A 17,273-nucleotide genomic window follows, 5' to 3' on the forward strand; every position below is an offset into this window, starting at 1 on the left:
GTCCGCGATGCGTCATCATCACCACCATCACGACCATCATCACGACCACGACCATCCGACGCATGGCCCCGGCCACAACCATCCGCACGGCCACCGTTCGCCGGTGCAATGGCAGACGCCGCATCAGCCTGAGGGCGCCAAGCCCGCGCCGGTCGCCGAGCCCGATCTCGACAAGGTCGAAGCTGCCTTCGTCGACGGCTTCATCGCCGCGCCCGATCCGACCAGCTTCCTACGGCTGGCCCGCATCCCGTTCGAGATCCTGCGCGACGGCACGAGCCTGAAGCTGCTGCGCGTCGAGATCGACGCGCTGACCGATGTCGGCAGCCTCACCCCGCATCTCGGCGGCAGCACCTTCCGCTACGATCCGCTGCCGTCGAACTTCATCTCGCGCCGCCGCCGCCTCCGCTTCATCTATTTCGACGGCGCCGGCCTGACGTCGCTGACCTATGCGGAGCTGCGGGAGATGGAATGAGCTTAGGGCAGCGGCGTTCGCTTGAGCGCCGCTGCGACGGCCTCGAAACGGTCGACGACCTCCGGCAGCACATAGGATCGCACGATGGACGCGGCCGCGATGCCGATCAGCAGCACGATGACATATTGAGCGGCGAGCAGGAGGGCGACGCGCCGCAGCCAGGATGATCGCGGCTGAAGCTCGGCAGCGCGAGCGGGGCTCTGCGGCGCATCGGCAGTTGCAAGCAGCAGGTGCTCTTGTTCTCGCGAGGCCTCGGACATGCGCTCAGTATCCCGACAGCATCTGTTCGAGTCGGGATTTGAGCCGCTTGTTGGTGCGCTCGCGCTCGCGCAACCTGCGCGCCCATTCCAGCGAGATGACCTCGCTATCCTGGTCGAAGGCAAGGCCGGCGCCGGCACCGTCGCGCCAGATCATGCGTGCCTGACGTGACCATCCGCGCCGTTCGATCGTGACGTCGACCCGGTCGGGCAGCAGCACCGTCCCGTCCAGCTCGATCTTGACGCCGCGGTTGTTGAAATTGCGGACGATGCAGGCGAGCGTCGAGCTGCCAGCGTTGAATGTCAGAACGCCGCCATAATAGACGCGTTGGCGAGCCTCGCTGCGACGATTGTCCATGGTGCGTCCTCCAGTCACTTAACGATCTATTAAGCAATCGGAGGGTGTGTGGCCACCATCGGCGGTATGAAAATGACGGCGGTGGTTAACGCGGATGCCGCGACGTGCCGGCATTGACGTTGCGCGAGTTCACCCCCGCGCGAACATGCGCGCCTCATTGGCGATGACCGGCTTCACCGCTTCGCCCAGCCGCGCGGCAGCCGCATCGACTGATAGACCTGCGGTATCCACAACGGCGTTGGCCCTCGCGTACAGGGGCTCGCGGCTCGCCAGGATGTTGCGCAGCTCGGCCATCGCCGAGCGGTCGTCGGCCATCGGGCGGAGGTCGCCCTGCTTACGCACGCGCCCCATGTGCTCCTCCGGCTCGGCCTTGAGCCAGATGGTGTAGAACGAGGTCAGGATCAGGTCGAAGGTGACCGGCTCGGAGACGATGCCGCCGCCGGTCGCCAGCACCATCGGCTCCTTGCGCGCGAGCAGTTGCACCAGGGCGGCCTGCTCCATGCGGCGAAAGCCTTCCTGGCCGTAGAGCGCGATGATCTCGGCTACCGAAAGCCCGTTCTGCCGCTCGATCTCCTTGTTCAGCTCGACGAAGCTCCAGCCGATCCGCTCCGCCAGCATCTTGCCGAGCGTCGACTTGCCGGCACCGCGCAGGCCGATCAGCGCAATGCCTGAGAACGAACGCCGCAGCGGCGCCGATGCGCCCCCGGCAAGCAGCTCCTTGACCTCGGCGATCTGGCTCGGGCTCGCCTTCTTCAGGAGATCGCGAATGACCGGCCAGTCCGGCGATGGCTCGCCGCCGGGGATGATGTCGTCGAGCGGCGCGTTGATCGCGTTGGCGATGCGGCGCAGCAGCACGATCGAGACATTGCCCTTGCCGCTCTCGAGCTGGGCGATGTAGCGCTCGGAAATCCCGGAGACCTCGGCCAACACCTTGCGCGACATGCCGGCGAGGCCGCGCATCCGCCGCACCCGCTGGCCCAGCTGGTCGAGGAAATCGGTCTCGGCCGCGGACTGGCCGTCGTCGCGCGGGGCATCGCTGTGTGGCGTCATATCCCTGAGGTACTCTTTTGAGTAGGAAACATAATGCCGGGGAGGATTGACAGCAAGCGATGTTGGTGGCCTTGTATGAATTATAATTCAAAAATCCGGGGAGAATGCCGTGAAGTCGTACAATGCGGTATCGTGGCTGCTTGACCGCAATGTCGAGGCGGGGCGCGGCGACAAGCTCGCCTACACGGACACGGTCTCGGAGCTGACCTATCGCGGTCTGCAACAGCAGACCTGCCGCGTCGCCAACATGCTGCGCCGCCTTGGCGTCCGCCGCGAGGAGCGCGTGGCGATGATCATGCTCGATACGGTGGATTTCCCCGCGGTGTTTCTTGGCGCCATGCGCGCGGGCGTCGTCCCGGTGCCGCTCAACACGCTGCTGACCTCTGAACAATACGCGTATGTGCTCGCCGACTGCCGCGCCCGCGTGCTGTTCGTGTCCGAGGCGCTGTATCCGGTGGTGAAGGACATTGTCGGCCGGATGCCGGATCTCGATTGCGTCGTCGTGTCCGGCGCCAATGCCTTCGGCCACAAGCTGCTCACCGAGGAGCTCGCGCGCGAGAGCGATCAGTTCGACACGGTCGCGACCCACGAGGATGAGCCTGCGTTCTGGCTGTATTCATCCGGTTCGACCGGCATGCCCAAAGGCGTGCGCCATCTGCACGGCAATCTCGCCGCAACGGCCGAGACCTATGCCAGCCAAGTGCTCGGCATCCGCGAGAGCGATGTCTGTCTGTCAGCCGCAAAGCTGTTCTTCGCCTATGGCCTCGGCAATGCGCTGACCTTCCCGCTGTCGGTCGGCGCAACTACGATCCTCAACTCCGAGCGCCCGACGCCGGCGCTGATGTTCAAGCTCCTCAACCGCTACAATCCGACCATCTTCTACGGCGTGCCGACCTTGTTCGCCGCGATGCTGCACGATGAGTCGCTGCGCCATGAGAAGGCCGGCAGCGCTCTGCGCATCTGCACCTCGGCCGGCGAGGCGCTGCCGGAATCGGTCGGCAATGCCTGGAAGGCGCGGTTCGGCGTCGACATTCTCGATGGTGTCGGCTCGACCGAGCTGCTGCACATCTTCCTGTCCAACGTGCCCGGGGACATCAAATACGGCTCATCGGGGCGCCCCGTGCCGGGCTATCAGGTTCGTCTTGTCAACGAGGCAGGCCAGGACGTGCCGGACGGCGAGGTCGGCGAGATGCTGGTGCATGCACCGTCCGCCGGCGAGGGCTACTGGAATCAGCGCCACAAGACCCGCTCGACGTTCGAGGGCTATTGGACGCGCACCGGCGACAAATATGTCCGCGACGCCGACGGGCGCTACACCTTCTGCGGCCGCTCCGACGACATGTTCAAGGTCTCTGGCATCTGGGTGTCGCCGTTCGAGGTCGAGAGCGCGCTGATCACGCATCCCGCGGTGCTCGAGGCTGCCGTGGTGCCGGAAGCCGATCCGGAGGGGCTGTTGAAGCCGAAGGCCTATGTCGTGCTGCGCCCGAGCGTCGATCGCTCGACCCTGCACGAGGCACTGAAGGAACACGTCAAGCAGAAGATCGGCCCGTGGAAATATCCGCGCTGGATCGAGGTGGTGGACAGCCTGCCGAAAACCGCGACCGGCAAGATCCAGCGCTTCAAGCTGCGTGAGGGAGCGGGTCAGTAGTTGGCCCCCACTCTCGGAGTGGTCCTACTCTTGGTTGTCGTCATGGCCGGGCTTGACCTGGCCATCCATTCCGCCTCGACAAGAAAGACGTGGATGCCCGGGTCAAGCCCGGGCATGACGAAGGAGAGAGTGACCCGTGCAGCTTTCATCGAACGGCTTCCTCACCATCGATTCCGCCGATCTCGAATATCGCCTGATCGGTCCGCAGCCCTCTGACGCTCCGTGCATCGTGCTGCTGCATGAAGGGCTCGGCTCGGTCGGGTTGTGGGGCGACTTTCCCGACAAGCTCCAGCAAGCCACCGGCGTTTCCGTGTTCGTCTATTCGCGCGCGGGCTACGGCGCCTCCAGCCCGGTGTCTCTGCCGCGGCCGCTCGACTACATGCAGCGCGAGGCGCGCGATGTGCTGCCGAAGCTGCTCGATCAAATCGGCTTTCAGCGCGGTCTTCTCGTCGGCCATTCCGATGGTGCGTCGATCGCGGCGATCTACGGGGGCAGCCACGCCGACCATCGCCTCGACGGCATCGTGCTGGTCGCGCCGCATGTGGTCGTTGAGGACATTTCTGTGTCGTCGATCGCCGCGATCAAGACCAATTACGAAACCACGGAGCTGCGCACCAAGCTCGGCCGCTGGCACAAGGACGTCGACAACGCGTTTTACGGCTGGAACGGCGCCTGGCTCGATCCGGCATTCCGGGCCTGGGATATCACCGGCGACCTCGCCTACATCCGCGTTCCCGTGGCCGTGATCCAGGGCGTCGACGACCAGTACGGCACCATCCGCCAGGTCGAGATCATCCAGGAGGAGTGCTACTGCCCGGTCGAGGTGACGATGCTGCCCAACACCGGCCATTCCCCGCATCGCGAGGCGCCGGACGCCACCTTGCGGGTCATTGCCGAGTTCGCGGCCGTGACCTTGCCGGCCCCGGCATCACGAACATGAAACAAAGTGCATGTTTCGGCTTTTTGTCGTAGACGACAGCCATAACATGAATTATTGTGCATCTCAACGATAAGCACTCCAACGAAGGGTGACACATGGCCGGGGAAGACCGCGTGCTCGCGGGAGGCAAGACGTTCATCGATTTTCAGACCGATCCCTCCCGCTACAAACATTGGAAGCTCTCGATCGATGGCGAGGTGGCGACGCTCGCCATGGACGTCGACGAGAATGGCGGCCTGTTCGAGGGCTACCAGCTCAAGCTCAATTCCTATGATCTCGGCGTCGACATCGAGCTCGCCGACGCCGTGCAGCGGCTGCGCTTCGAGCACCCGCAAGTGAAGGTCGTGGTGCTGCGCTCGGCCAAGCCGCGCGTGTTCTGCGCCGGCGCCAACATCCGCATGCTTGCGGGCGCGACCCACGCCCACAAGGTGAACTTCTGCAAGTTCACCAACGAGACCCGCAATGGCTTCGAGGATTCATCCGAGAATTCCGGTCAGCGCTTCATCACCGTGGTGAACGGCACCGCGGCCGGCGGCGGCTATGAGCTCGCGCTCGCCACCGATCACATCATCCTCGCCGATGACGGCTCGTCTTCGGTGTCGCTGCCGGAGGTGCCTCTGCTCGCGGTGCTGCCCGGCACCGGCGGCCTGACGCGCGTCGTCGACAAGCGCAAGGTGCGCCGCGACCGTGCGGACGCGTTCTGCACGACGGAAGAGGGCGTCAAGGGCAAGCGCGCCGTGCAATGGCGCCTCGTCGACGAGATCGCGCCGAACTCCAAGGTCGACGCCAAGGTCGCTGAGCGCGCCAGGGAGTTCGCGGCGGCCTCCAAGCGCAACGGCAGCGGCAAGGGCGTCGCGCTCACGCCGCTGAAGCGCGTCATCGATGCGTCGAGCGTGCGCTACGGCTTCGTCAATGTCGACATCGACCGCACGGCCCGCATCGCCACGATCACCATCTCGGCTCCCGAGGCCGCGCCACCTGCGGACATCGACGGCATGATCGGGCAGGGCGCTTCCTTCTGGCCGCTGCAGGTCGCGCGCGAACTCGATGACGCCATCCTGCATCTGCGCATCAACGAGCTCGGCATCGCTATGCTGGTGTTCAAGTCGCATGGCGATCGCGCCCAGGTGCTCGCGCATGACGCGTTCCTTGAGGCCAACAAGGCGCACTGGCTGGTCAACGAGGTCAGGCATTACTGGAAGCGGGTGCTGAAGCGCATCGACGTCACCTCGCGCACGCTGGTCACGCTGGTCGAGCCCGGTTCCTGCTTCGCCGGCACGCTCGCCGAGTTGGTGTTCGCTTCCGACCGCTCCTACATGCTGATCGGCACCATCCAGGGCGACAACCGCCCGGCGCCGGCGATCGAACTGTCGGCGATGAATTTCGGTCCCTATCCGATGAGTCACGGCCTGACCCGGCTGGAGTCGCGCTTCCTCGCCGATCCCACCGATCTCGCGCGTGTGCGTGAGCAGGTCGGCAAGCCGCTCGAAGCCGATGAGGCCGAGGAACTCGGCCTCGTGACCTTCGCGCTGGATGACATCGATTGGGAGGACGAGATCCGCGTCTTCCTCGAGGAGCGCGCCAGCTTCTCGCCCGACAGCCTCACGGGTCTCGAAGCCAATCTGCGCTTCGCCGGCCCCGAGACGATGGAATCGAAGATCTTCGCCCGCCTCACCGCCTGGCAGAACTGGATCTTCCAGCGGCCCAACGCGGTCGGCGAGGAGGGCGCACTCCGGCGCTACGGCACCGGCGAGCGGCCGCAATATGACATGACGCGCGTGTAGTTATCATCCGTCATGGCCGGGCTTGACCCGGCCATCCGCGAGCTAATCGACACGAACGACGTGGATGCACGGCACGAGGCCGGGCATGACCACCGGGAAGATTTCAGGGAGGCACGCCATGAACATGAACATCATGAACGTCGACTACTCGACCAAGATTCCGAACAACGTGAATCTCGCCGAGGACCGCCAGGTCCTCAAGGCGCTGGAAGGCTGGCATCCCGGCTACGTCGATTGGTGGAACGACATGGGCCCCGAGGGCTTCCAGCAGTCGCTGGTGTACTTGCGCACGGCCTATTCGGTCGATCCGCGCGGCTGGGCGAAGTTCGATTACGTCAAGATGCCCGACTATCGCTGGGGCATCCTGCTGGCTCCGCAGGAAGAGGATCGCAAGATCCCGTTCGGCGAGCACTATGGCGAACCGGCTTGGCAGGAGGTTCCCGGCGAATATCGCGCGCTGATGCGCCGCCTGATCGTGATCCAGGGCGACACCGAGCCGGCCTCGGTCGAGCAGCAGCGCCATCTCGGCAAGACGGCGCCGTCGCTCTACGACATGCGCAACCTGTTCCAGGTCAACGTCGAGGAGGGCCGTCACCTCTGGGCGATGGTCTACCTGCTGCAGAAATATTTCGGCCGCGACGGCCGCGAGGAGGCCGACGAGCTGCTGCGCCGCCGGTCGGGCGATGCGGACAGCCCGCGCATGCTCGGCGCCTTCAACGAGAAGACGCCGGACTGGCTGTCGTTCTTCATGTTCACCTACTTCACCGACCGCGACGGCAAGATGCAGCTGCACTCGCTCGCGCAGTCCGGCTTCGATCCGCTGTCGCGCACCTGCCGCTTCATGCTGACGGAGGAGGCGCATCACATGTTCGTCGGCGAGACCGGCGTCGGCCGCGTCATCCAGCGCACGGTCGAGGCGATGCGCGAGGCCGGGATCGACGATCCCACCGACATCGCCAAGGTCCGCGCGCTGGGCGTGATCGACCTGCCGACCATCCAGAAGAAGTTGAACCTGCACTACACGCTGTCGCTCGACCTGTTCGGCTCGGAGGTCTCGACCAACGCGGCCAATGCCTTCAATGCCGGCATCAAGGGCCGCTATCACGAGACCCAGATCCAGGACGATCACCAGCTCAAGAACTCGACCTATCCGGTGCTCAAGCTGGTCGACGGCGAGATCAAGCGGGTCGACGAGCCGGCGCTGACCGCGCTCAACATGCGCCTGCGCGACGACTATTCGCAGGACTGCGTCAAGGGCCTGCTGCGCTGGAACAAGATCATCACGACCGCAGGTTACGACTTCCAGCTCAAGCTGCCGCATACCGCCTTCCACCGCGCCATCGGCGAGTTCAAGGACGTCCATGCGACGCCCGACGGCATCCTGATCGACGAGGGCACGTGGGCGAAGCGCAAGGGCGACTGGCTGCCGTCGGCCGACGACGGCGCCTACATCTCCTCGCTGATGAAGCCGGTCACCGAGATCGGCGAATACGCCTCGTGGATCGCGCCCCCGAAGGTCGGGATCGACAACAAGCCGGGTGACTTCGAGTACGTGAAGATCGAGACTTGATGAGAGGCGAATAGCGAGTTGCGAGTAGCGAATAGGGGAAGTAGCCTATTCGCTATTCGCTATTCGCTATTCGCTATTCGCTATTCGCTATTCGCTATTCGCTATTCGCCCTTCTCAGCTGTCCCATCCCGCACCCGGAATGCCCGGGTTCGCGTAGACGATGCCGCCATCGACCGCGATCGTATTCCCCACCACGTAGTCGCCCGCGCGCGAGGCGAGGAAGATCGCCGTGCCAGCCATGTCCTCGTCGGTGCCGATGCGCCCAGCGGGCACGCGCGAGGCGACCTCGTCGGCGTTGTCGCGCGCGGCCTTGTTCATGTCGGACTTGAACGGTCCGGGCGCGATCGCGGTCACCACGATGTGGTCCTTGATCAGCTTGGCCGCCATGCGCCGCGTCAGATGGATCAGGCCGGATTTGCTCGCCGCATAGGAATAGGTCTCGAGCGGGTTGACGAAGATGCCGTCGATCGAGGCGATGTTGATGACCTTTGCCGGCCGTTCGGCGCTGGCCGCCGCACGCAAGGGAGCTGCGAGCGCCTTGGTCAGGAAGAACGGCGTCTTGAGGTTGAGGTTCATCACCTTGTCCCAGCCGCTCTCCGGGAATTCGTCGAAGTCGGCGCCCCACGCCGCGCCCGCATTGTTGACGAGGATGTCGAGCTTGGGCTCGCGCTTCTTGATCTCGCCCGCGAGCGTCTCGATGCCGGCCATCGTCGAAATGTCGATCGGCAGCGCGATGCACTCGCCGCCATATTCGGTCGTCAGTGCCTTGGCGGTCGCCTCGCAGGGCCCTGCCTTGCGCGCGGTGATGTAGACCCTCGCCGCGCCATGCGCGAGCAGGCCGGATGCGATCATCTTGCCGATGCCGCGCGAGCCGCCGGTGACGAGCGCGATGCGTCCTTCGAGTGAGAACAAGTTCCTGAGCATGAAGCCTCCCTTTCCTTATGTCATGCGCGCTTGTGAGCGGGACGCGCCAGCACGTCAAGTGAGACGCAGTCGCACGAATTCGCCGCAATTCAATCGGAGGGCAACGTTATGGCGGGGCTATGCCGCGTCGATGCGGCGAAAGCCGTTCCACATCGCGGTGGCCGCGCCCGAGGTCAGCACCGGCAGCACGCGGGCGTCCTGGTAATGGCCGTTCAGCGAGACGCGCGACAGGGCCGTGAGATGATCGGCGCTTTCCGCGAAGATCATGCCGGGCCGGGTGGTGACGGCGGTCTTGTAGCCGCTCGCGGCCGCCAGCACGAATTCGCGCTGGGAAGCGGCGGCGCGGTCGCCGTAGGGGTAGGCCATGTGCAGCACCGGCCGCTGCAACTCGTTCTCGATCCGAGTGCGGCTGTCGGCGATCTCGATGCGCGCCGTCTCCTCGGTCTGCTTGGCGAGATTGCAGTGACTGATCGAATGCGCGCCGATCGAGATCAATGGCTCAGTCGAAAGCGCCCGGAGCTCGTCCCAGGACAGGCAGAGCTCACGGCAGATCGAGGCCTCGTCGACGTCGTAGCGCGCGCACAGCGCGCTGATCTCACGCCGGACGTCGTGCTCGCCCGGCAGTGCGCGCAGCCAGTCGTGCAGGCGCTGGAACGTCACGCATTTGGCTGCCGGCGTCGATGCATCGAGCTGCAGCGACAGCCCGCCGATCTCGATGTCGATCGCGTCAGTCTTCGCGACCAGCCGCTCCAGCGTCACCCACCAGAGCCGGCCCAGTCCCGATGCGAAATCGCTCGTCACATAGATGGTGAACGGCGCATCGAACTCGCGCATGACAGGCAGCGCGAAGTCGCGATTGTCGCGATAGCCATCGTCGAAGGTGAAGCAGGCGAAGCGGCGCGAGAAGTCCTTCGCCACCAGCCGGCTGTGCAACTCGTCGAGGGTGATGATCTCGATGTCGTGGTCGCGCAGGTGCGACAACATCTCGCGCAGGAAATCCGGCGTGACCTCGAGGTGACAATTGGGCTGGAAATCGGCGTCGCGGTGCGGCCGCACATGATGCAGCGTATAGATCGCACCCACGCCCGAGAAGATCGGGCGCAGCCAGACATGCGCGCCGCTCAGATACAGCGCTTCCAGGCCGGCACGGATAAAGGTTTTGCGAAATCGCCTCATCTGAAATATGCGGCCCGGTGAGTGTCGGGACAAGGTTACCGACGAATGATTGAAGAAAACCTTAGCCTGCGGTCACAACGTACCGTGCGGCGCTCCTCATTTCCGGTTTGACAGGCATGCAAGGGTTTGTTTTCTCTCTGCTTCCTCGATGCGACGGATGACGAATGCGCGGACTTTTCAGGTGGAGCGGGAAATGGTGGCCTGGCGTCATTCCGCTGATCGTGCTTTGGGGCCTCGCGGCCTGGACCAGCACCGTTCCCCTGGAGAATGATCTCGCCGGACGCAGTTCGGCCGTCCTGACGGGGGCGGTGCTCGACAGGACAAGCATCACGGTGGACGGCCGCGATGTCTCGCTGCGCGCCAATGCGTTTTCCGAGGCCGGACGCCGCGATGCGGTTGCTGCGGTCGACGGCGTGGCCGGCGTGCGGCTCGTCAACGACGAGACGCGGCTGGTCCCCGAGGCCAAGCCCTTCGTCTGGTCGGCCGAGCGCGACGTCGTCCGGGTGACGCTGGGCGGCAGCGCGCCGCTGCCCGCCTTGAAGGGCAAGCTGATGGACGCGGCCCGGGCCGCGCTGCCGGGTGTCGAGGTCGCGGATCAGATGGGCCTGGCGCGCGGCGCGCCGGCGCGCTTCGAGGATGTGGCGCTGCTGCTGATCGGCCAGATCGCCAAGCTGAAGGACGGCAAGTTCACGATCTCCGACGGCGACGTCACATTGTCCGGCATGGCGCGCGAGCTCGGCGGCCGCGAGGCGATCGCGGCCGCGCTCGGAAAGCTGCCGGACGGCTTCAAGGTCGCCAGCAACGAGGTCAAGGCGCCGCCCTATGTCTTCCAGGCCTACAAGGACCCGGTCGCGGTCACCGTGACGCTTGCAGGCAACGTTCCCGACGAGAACATCCACGCCGTCGTCGTCGGCTCTTCATCGCGCAAATTCTTCAGCGAGAAGGTCGTCGACAATCTCAAGAACAGCCTCGGCGCGCCAACCAATTTCGTGAATGCGGTGGTGCCGGCGTTGGGCGCCTTGTCACGGCTGTCGACCGGCACGCTGGTGGTGTCCGACCGTGACATCAAGATTTCCGGTGATGCGCTTTACGACGCCGCAGCGGCCCAGATCCGGACCGGGCTCGCCAAAGATGTCCCACAGGGCTGGCAGGTGAAGGCCGACATCACGGTGAAGCCGGCAGCCGCCCCGGTCGATCCCACGGTGTGCCAGCAGCTGTTCTCCGACCTGCTCGGCAAGGCCAAGATCCGGTTCGAGACCGGCCGCAGCGACCTCGACAGGGATTCCACCGGTCTGCTCGACCGCCTCGTCGAGATCGCGTTCCGCTGCCCCTCCGCCAATGTCGAGATCATCGGGCACACCGATGCCGACGGCGACTCTGCCGCCAATCAGGTGCTGTCGCAGAAGCGCGCCCAGGCGGTGGTCGATTATCTGGTCAAGGCCGGACTGCCGGCCGACCGTTTCAGCGCGATCGGCTATGGCAGCACCCAGCCGGTCGCCGCCAACGACACCGCCGACGGCCGGGCGCAGAACCGGCGCATCGAATTCGTGGTGAGGTAACGTCATGGCCTATCTCGTTGCCTTTCACTGGGGCTGGCTGGCCGGCGCATTCGCCATCGGGCTGGCGATGGGCTGGGTCGCCGTGGTGCATCGCGCCCCGCGCGTGTCGGGCTGGCTGACCTGGCTGCTGGCGGCGCTGGCCGCCGGCCTGGTCGCGACGGCCGTGGCCTGCCTGATTCCCGGCCGGGCCGGCTACTGGCTCGAGCTGCTGCTGATCATGTTCGTGCCCTACCTCGTCGGCTGCGCCATCGGCACCTGGCTTCGGGCGCTGGTGGTGATCCGCAGCATGCGGACGAAATCGGCGGCCTGAGACCGCCGCCCCGGACTGCACCCGACGCCATCTGCCGAGACTGCGGCGGCGCGCCCGCCGTCCGCGTGCCCCGGGTCATCGCAACTGCGAGACACGAAGGTTTGACGAGGCGCGAACCTGTCAAACGCGCGGCTCGCGCTTATCGTTGAGCCATGCTGACCCGCCGAACCGCTGGGCGCCCCGGAAGCCCCGGAGATTCGCGTTCCTCACCAAAGTTTAACCTGGGGTTTGCAGGCTGGCGGGGACGTGCGCTGCCCCGCCGTCCTGCATGATGCCTTGTCCGATGCCTTTGCCTGATGTCTTGCCTCATGTGCGGCAAAACGGTGCATCGCATTTCCGCAAAGCCTGCTAAGTATATCCATGTGTACGCTTTTGTTCGCACGCTCCGTGTTCCCCAATGCGTCGAAACGCGCTACGAGGGCGTTGTATGCGCACATGATGCTGCGGCCTCCGGGGCGCGGCGTCCCCGGCCGTCGTGATCGGATCACGGTGAGAGGTGTAGATGCTTGAAGCCATACGCAGAGCGGCCACGTTCCTGCGCGAGAAGCAAGTCCTGCACAAGCTCGGCGTGCTGATCAGCATCGCTGTGATCGCGGTCGCCTGCTACGTCCTCTACCACATGCTGCGCGGCATCGACACCTACGAGGTGCTCGAGGCGATCAAGAGCACGGAGCCGCATCAGATCGCGCTCGCCGCGCTGTTCGTCGCCGCCGGCTATTTCACGCTGACCTTCTACGATCTGTTCGCGGTGCGCGCGATTGGCCACGACCACGTGCCCTACCGCGTCAACGCGCTGGCCGCCTTCACCAGCTATTCGATCGGCCACAATGTCGGCGCCAGCGTCTTCACCGGCGGTGCCGTGCGCTACCGCGTCTATTCGGCCCATGGGCTGAACGCCATCGACGTCGCCAAGATCTGCTTCCTTGCCGGCCTGACGTTCTGGCTCGGCAATGCGGCCGTGCTCGGGCTCGGCATCAGCTATCATCCGGAGGCAGCCGCCTCGATCGACCAGCTGCCGCCCTGGGTCAACCGCATGGTGGCGATCGCGATCCTGGTCGGTCTGTTGGGGTATGTCGCCTGGGTATGGACCAAGCCGCGCGTGGTCGGCCGCGGGCCGTGGACCGTGGTGCTGCCGAGCGGCCCCCTGACCCTGCTGCAGATCGCGATCGGCATCATCGACCTCGGTTTCTGCGCGCTGGCGATGTATGTGCTGGTGCCGGACGAGCCCAATCTCGGCTTCGTCGTGGTGGCCGTGATCTTCGTCTCGGCGACCCTGCTCGGCTTCGCCAGCCATTCCCCCGGCGGGCTCGGCGTGTTCGACGCCGCGATGCTGGTCGGGCTGTGGCAGATGGACCGCGAGGAGCTGCTGGCCGGAATGCTCCTGTTCCGGATGCTGTATTATTTGGCGCCGTTCCTCATTTCTGTAATCTTGCTGACGTTTCGCGAGGTTATCATCAGCACGCGGTCGAAACGGCTGCGGCAGGCCGCGCTCAGCCTCGATCCGGGCCCCCCACCGGAAGCCGCTTTTGTGAGGAAACGCAGCGATTCCGGTGCCTGACGCCAGCTCAAGGGAACAGTAGGACGAGATGGCCCTCGACGCTCCCTCCGACACGCCGCTCTCGATCTTCACCCCCTGGCCGGACCGGCTGCGCCATTCCGCGATCATCCTGCTCGCTGCGGCGCTCGCGCTTGCCGGGCTCGTGCTGCTGGACGAGCTGCTGCCGCTGCGGGCCCTGGCGGTATTCCTGTGCATTTCCGCCGCCGCCCTGGTGCCGTGGCGGCTGCATGGCGCGGTCGCCAAGCGCGAGGAGGAGCGCCACGCCAACCCGGTCGAGGCGCCGGCCGTCAGCGCGGTGGTCGAGGGCATCCCCGATCCCGCCGTGCTGCTCGACCGCGCCGGCCGAGTCATCCACCTCAATGCCGCTGCCGCGCAGCTCGCGCCGGCCCTGCGCAAGGGCGAGCTCGCCCAGTTCGCGCTGCGCACGCCGGAGATCATCACTGCGCTGCGCGAGGCGATCGCCACCACCGAGATCCGCCGTGCCACCTATCACGATCACGTTCCGGTCGATCGCTGGATGGAGCTGATCATCACGCCGGTGCCGGTGCCGACGGCGTTCGGCGGCACGGACAAATGCATGCTGATGACGTTCCACGATCTGACCCCGCTGCGCCGGGTCGAGGAAATGCGCGCCGACTTCGTCGCCAATGCGAGCCACGAGCTGCGCACGCCGCTGGCGGCGCTCTCGGGCTTCATCGATACGCTGCAGGGGCCGGCCAAGGACGATCCGAAGGCGCGCGAGCGCTTCCTCGGCATCATGCACATCCAGGCGACGCGCATGGCGCGGCTGATCGACGATCTGCTGTCGCTGTCACGGGTGGAGCTGTCGGCGCATGTCCAGCCCCACGCCATGGTCGACGTCGTCCCCATCATCCGCCAGGTCACCGACGGGCTGGAGTCGCTGGCGCGCGAGCGCCAGGTAGTGATCGAGACCAGCCTGCCGGACGTGCCGGTGACGATCGCCGGCGACCGCGAGGAGCTGCTGCGCGTGTTCGAGAACCTGATCGAAAACGCGCTGAAATACGGCGCCTCGGGCGGGCGCGTGATCGTCTCGCTGGAGCAGGCCGTCTCCGCCGAGAACGCGCCGGAGATCCGGGTCAAGGTGCGCGATTTCGGCCCCGGCATCGCGCCCGAGCATCTGCCGCGCCTGACCGAGCGCTTCTATCGCGTCGATGTCGGCGACAGCCGCGCGCAAGGCGGCACCGGGCTCGGCCTCTCCCTGGTGAAGCACATCCTCAACCGCCATCGCGGCCGGCTGCTGATCGAAAGCGTGCCGCGCAACGGTGCCGCCTTCACGGCGTGCTTTCCGCAGTCGAAGCCGGCGCGGGGCGCCTGATCGCCCGTCGCATCTGCGGCCCGGCGCGGGCCGGGCTCACGTCCATGGTCGTTGTGAGTTGAGGCCGCCGGAGATCCCAGGGCGATGCGGAGCATCCTCATCGCCCGTCGCGGCCAACTTCCTCAGCGCGTGGTCGACTTCGCCGGCTGGCGGCGGCGGTCGGCCGCGGGCTGATAGGCGACGCGCGAATGCTGCGCGCAATAGGGCAGACCGGAAAGCGCCTTGCCGCCGCAGAAGAAGAAATCCGCGCTTGAGGGATCGCCGACCGGCCAGTGGCAGGTCGCCTCGTTGAGCTCCAGCAGCGACAGCCGCTGGTTCATCGGCACGACGTTGTCGAATGCAACCGGATCGGGCTCCGCCTCAACCTCGAAAACCTGTGCGAGCGCCGTGTTGCCGCGCGCCACCGGGCGCGCCACCCGCATCATCGGCTGTGCCGGGCGGGCCGCCTTGCGCTGGCGCGGTGCCGCGGTGGCCGGGCTCTTGGCGCGGCCGGACAGGCCCAGCCGGTGCACCTTGCCAATCACGGCGTTGCGCGTCACGTTTCCGAGTTCCGCGGCGATCTGGCTGGCCGACAGTCCGGCTTCCCAGAGTTTTTTCAGTTGCTCGACGCGATCGTCGGACCAGGTCAATACGGTCATCGAACCTTTCCCTTCGCGTTGCGCCGGCCAATTCCGGGACGGCGCTGCGATGCTGTCTCAAGAAAATCCCTGGCGGCAGAATCCCTTGTCCCTCGCCGGGCACGCGCAAGGCACCCGGACGTTACGCAAACTCAGAGAACTTCGAGAGGGATCAGAACTGCCGCACGAGATGTCGTACTCGACGTTGAAAACGCTACAATATGGCGTGACTCCCGCGCAAGAGTCGGCGGCCGCAGTCCACACATTCCGTGGTTCCCTGTGGCGTGTCTCGAGGCGTGTCAGGCGTCCGGAATCTCACGGGCCGGCCCCCCATGCATCAGCTGACGCGTAGTTGACTCCCACCGCTGCCCGCATACAATAGATGCACGTGCCGCCTTGAAAAGGCGGCACATTTTGTTTTCTAGGGTGGGGTCCCTGATGCGCGATGGCGCCGCGTGGCGCGTGTCTCGGCCGGCCCGTCAGCTCATGTGATCCGCCATGACCAGTGTTGCCGCTACGCATCTCCTCCCCGTATTCGCCCGGGTCGATCTTTCGTTCGAGCGCGGCGAAGGCGCGTGGCTGATCGCGACCAATGGCGACCGTTATCTCGATTTCACCTCGGGCGTCGCAGTCAATTCGCTCGGCCATGCGCATCCGCATCTGGTCAAGGCGCTACAGGAGCAGGCGGCCAAGCTCTGGCACATGTCGAACCTGTTCAAGAGCCCGGATGGCGAGCGCCTTGCCGCGCGGCTGTGCGAGCAGAGCTTTGCCGACTACGTATTCTTCGCCAATTCGGGCGCGGAGGCGATGGAAGGCGCGATCAAGATCACGCGCAAATATCACGCCGCCAAGGGACATCCCGAACGCTATCGTATCATTACGTTCGAAGGCGCGTTCCACGGCCGCACGCTCGCCACGCTCGCCGCGACAGGTTCGGCCAAATATCTCGACGGCTTCGGTCCGCCGATGGACGGCTTCGATCAGGTTCCGTTCGGCGACATCGAAGCAGTGAAGAAGGCGATCGGTCCGCACACCGCCGGCATCCTGGTCGAGCCGGTGCAGGGCGAGGGCGGCGTGCGCACCGCGCCGCTGCCGTTCTACAAGGCGCTGCGCCAGCTCTGCGACGACAACGGTTTGTTGCTGGTCATCGACGAGGTCCAGACCGGCATGGGCCGCACCGGCGATCTGTTCGCGCATCGCTGGCTCGGCGTCACGCCGGACGTGATGTCGCTGGCCAAGGCGCTCGGCGGCGGCTTTCCCATCGGCGCCGTGCTTGCGACGGCCGAGGCCGCGTCGGGCATGACGCCGGGCTCGCATGGCTCGACCTTCGGTGGCAATCCGCTGGCGGTCGCCGCGGCCAACGCCGTGCTCGACGTGATGCTGGCGCCCGGCTTCTTCGATCACGTCCGCAAGATGTCGTTGCTGTTGAAGCAGAAGCTCGCCGCCGTTCTCGATCGTCATCCCGACATCATCTCCGAGATCCGCGGCGAGGGCCTTCTCATCGGCGTCAAGGCGGTGGTGCCGTCGGGCGATCTGGTCACGGCGCTGCGCGATCAGAAGCTGCTCACCGTCGGCGCGGGCGACAACGTCGTGCGCTTCCTGCCGCCGCTGATCGTCAACGAATCCGAAATCGAACAATCGGTCGAGATGCTCGATCGCGCCTGTGCGGCGCTGTCGGGCGCGCCTGCCAAGCAGGCGGCCGCATCATGAGCAA

Annotated in this window: 16 protein-coding genes; 10 read left to right on the top strand and 6 right to left on the bottom strand. The window is 65.7% G+C overall.

Annotated elements, in window-relative coordinates; all coding sequences use genetic code 11:
* The first annotated feature begins 103 nt into the window (after window positions 1–103).
* Window positions 104–472, top strand: a complete 369-nt coding sequence (locus tag QX048_RS19005) for a hypothetical protein (RefSeq protein ID WP_316200628.1) — start codon at window positions 104–106, stop codon at window positions 470–472.
* 2 nt (window positions 473–474) lie between these two features.
* On the opposite strand, the gene QX048_RS19010 is transcribed toward QX048_RS19005, so the two are convergent.
* The 3 genes from QX048_RS19010 to QX048_RS19020 all read right to left on the bottom strand — a co-directional run bounded on the left by QX048_RS19010 (window position 475) and on the right by QX048_RS19020 (window position 2,137).
* Entirely contained in the window at window positions 475–732 is a 258-nt protein-coding gene (locus tag QX048_RS19010) for a hypothetical protein (RefSeq protein WP_316200611.1), read from the bottom strand.
* 4 nt (window positions 733–736) lie between these two features.
* Entirely contained in the window at window positions 737–1,087 is a 351-nt protein-coding gene (locus QX048_RS19015; RefSeq protein WP_315751212.1) for a PilZ domain-containing protein, read from the bottom strand.
* Between the two features lie 129 nt (window positions 1,088–1,216).
* Complete coding sequence (locus QX048_RS19020) at window positions 1,217–2,137, bottom strand: helix-turn-helix transcriptional regulator (RefSeq protein WP_315751213.1); 921 nt, start codon at window positions 2,135–2,137, stop codon at window positions 1,217–1,219.
* 109 nt (window positions 2,138–2,246) lie between these two features.
* On the opposite strand from QX048_RS19020, the gene QX048_RS19025 reads away from it, so the two are divergent.
* The 4 genes from QX048_RS19025 to boxB all read left to right on the top strand — a co-directional run bounded on the left by QX048_RS19025 (window position 2,247) and on the right by boxB (window position 8,079).
* Window positions 2,247–3,785: a benzoate-CoA ligase family protein gene (locus QX048_RS19025; RefSeq protein WP_315751214.1), complete on the top strand. Its 1,539-nt coding sequence runs from the start codon at window positions 2,247–2,249 to the stop codon at window positions 3,783–3,785.
* 136 nt (window positions 3,786–3,921) lie between these two features.
* Complete coding sequence (locus QX048_RS19030; RefSeq protein WP_316200612.1) at window positions 3,922–4,725, top strand: alpha/beta hydrolase; 804 nt, start codon at window positions 3,922–3,924, stop codon at window positions 4,723–4,725.
* A gap of 95 nt (window positions 4,726–4,820) precedes the next feature.
* Entirely contained in the window at window positions 4,821–6,509 is a 1,689-nt protein-coding gene (gene boxC / locus QX048_RS19035) for a 2,3-epoxybenzoyl-CoA dihydrolase (protein WP_316200613.1), read from the top strand.
* A gap of 118 nt (window positions 6,510–6,627) precedes the next feature.
* Window positions 6,628–8,079, top strand: a complete 1,452-nt coding sequence (gene boxB / locus QX048_RS19040) for a benzoyl-CoA 2,3-epoxidase subunit BoxB (RefSeq protein WP_315751230.1) — start codon at window positions 6,628–6,630, stop codon at window positions 8,077–8,079.
* A 114-nt stretch (window positions 8,080–8,193) separates the two neighbouring features.
* On the opposite strand, the gene QX048_RS19045 is transcribed toward boxB, so the two are convergent.
* Both QX048_RS19045 and QX048_RS19050 read right to left on the bottom strand, forming a co-directional pair.
* A complete protein-coding gene (locus QX048_RS19045; RefSeq protein ID WP_315827956.1) occupies window positions 8,194–9,003 on the bottom strand; it encodes an SDR family oxidoreductase in 810 nt (269 codons plus the stop codon).
* Window positions 9,004–9,120: 117 nt separating this feature from the next.
* A complete protein-coding gene (locus QX048_RS19050; protein WP_315751232.1) occupies window positions 9,121–10,179 on the bottom strand; it encodes a polysaccharide deacetylase family protein in 1,059 nt (352 codons plus the stop codon).
* Window positions 10,180–10,343: 164 nt separating this feature from the next.
* On the opposite strand from QX048_RS19050, the gene QX048_RS19055 reads away from it, so the two are divergent.
* From QX048_RS19055 to QX048_RS19070, 4 genes are all read left to right on the top strand, one after another.
* Complete coding sequence (locus tag QX048_RS19055; protein WP_315827957.1) at window positions 10,344–11,738, top strand: OmpA family protein; 1,395 nt, start codon at window positions 10,344–10,346, stop codon at window positions 11,736–11,738.
* Between the two features lie 4 nt (window positions 11,739–11,742).
* Window positions 11,743–12,048, top strand: a complete 306-nt coding sequence (locus tag QX048_RS19060; RefSeq protein ID WP_315717139.1) for a hypothetical protein — start codon at window positions 11,743–11,745, stop codon at window positions 12,046–12,048.
* A 502-nt stretch (window positions 12,049–12,550) separates the two neighbouring features.
* A complete protein-coding gene (locus tag QX048_RS19065; protein WP_315751236.1) occupies window positions 12,551–13,606 on the top strand; it encodes a lysylphosphatidylglycerol synthase domain-containing protein in 1,056 nt (351 codons plus the stop codon).
* A gap of 28 nt (window positions 13,607–13,634) precedes the next feature.
* Entirely contained in the window at window positions 13,635–14,942 is a 1,308-nt protein-coding gene (locus tag QX048_RS19070) for an ATP-binding protein (protein WP_315717141.1), read from the top strand.
* Between the two features lie 122 nt (window positions 14,943–15,064).
* On the opposite strand, the gene QX048_RS19075 is transcribed toward QX048_RS19070, so the two are convergent.
* Complete coding sequence (locus QX048_RS19075) at window positions 15,065–15,580, bottom strand: GcrA family cell cycle regulator (protein ID WP_315717142.1); 516 nt, start codon at window positions 15,578–15,580, stop codon at window positions 15,065–15,067.
* 477 nt (window positions 15,581–16,057) lie between these two features.
* Between QX048_RS19075 and QX048_RS19080 the strand changes: the two genes are divergently transcribed.
* On the top strand, window positions 16,058–17,269 hold the full coding sequence (locus QX048_RS19080; RefSeq protein ID WP_315751238.1) for an aspartate aminotransferase family protein: 1,212 nt from the start codon (window positions 16,058–16,060) through the stop codon (window positions 17,267–17,269).
* Window positions 17,270–17,273: the final 4 nt, after the last annotated feature.

The sequence above is a fragment of the Bradyrhizobium sp. SZCCHNS30572 genome, assembly GCF_032484415.1.
GTDB lineage: Bacteria > Pseudomonadota > Alphaproteobacteria > Rhizobiales > Xanthobacteraceae > Bradyrhizobium.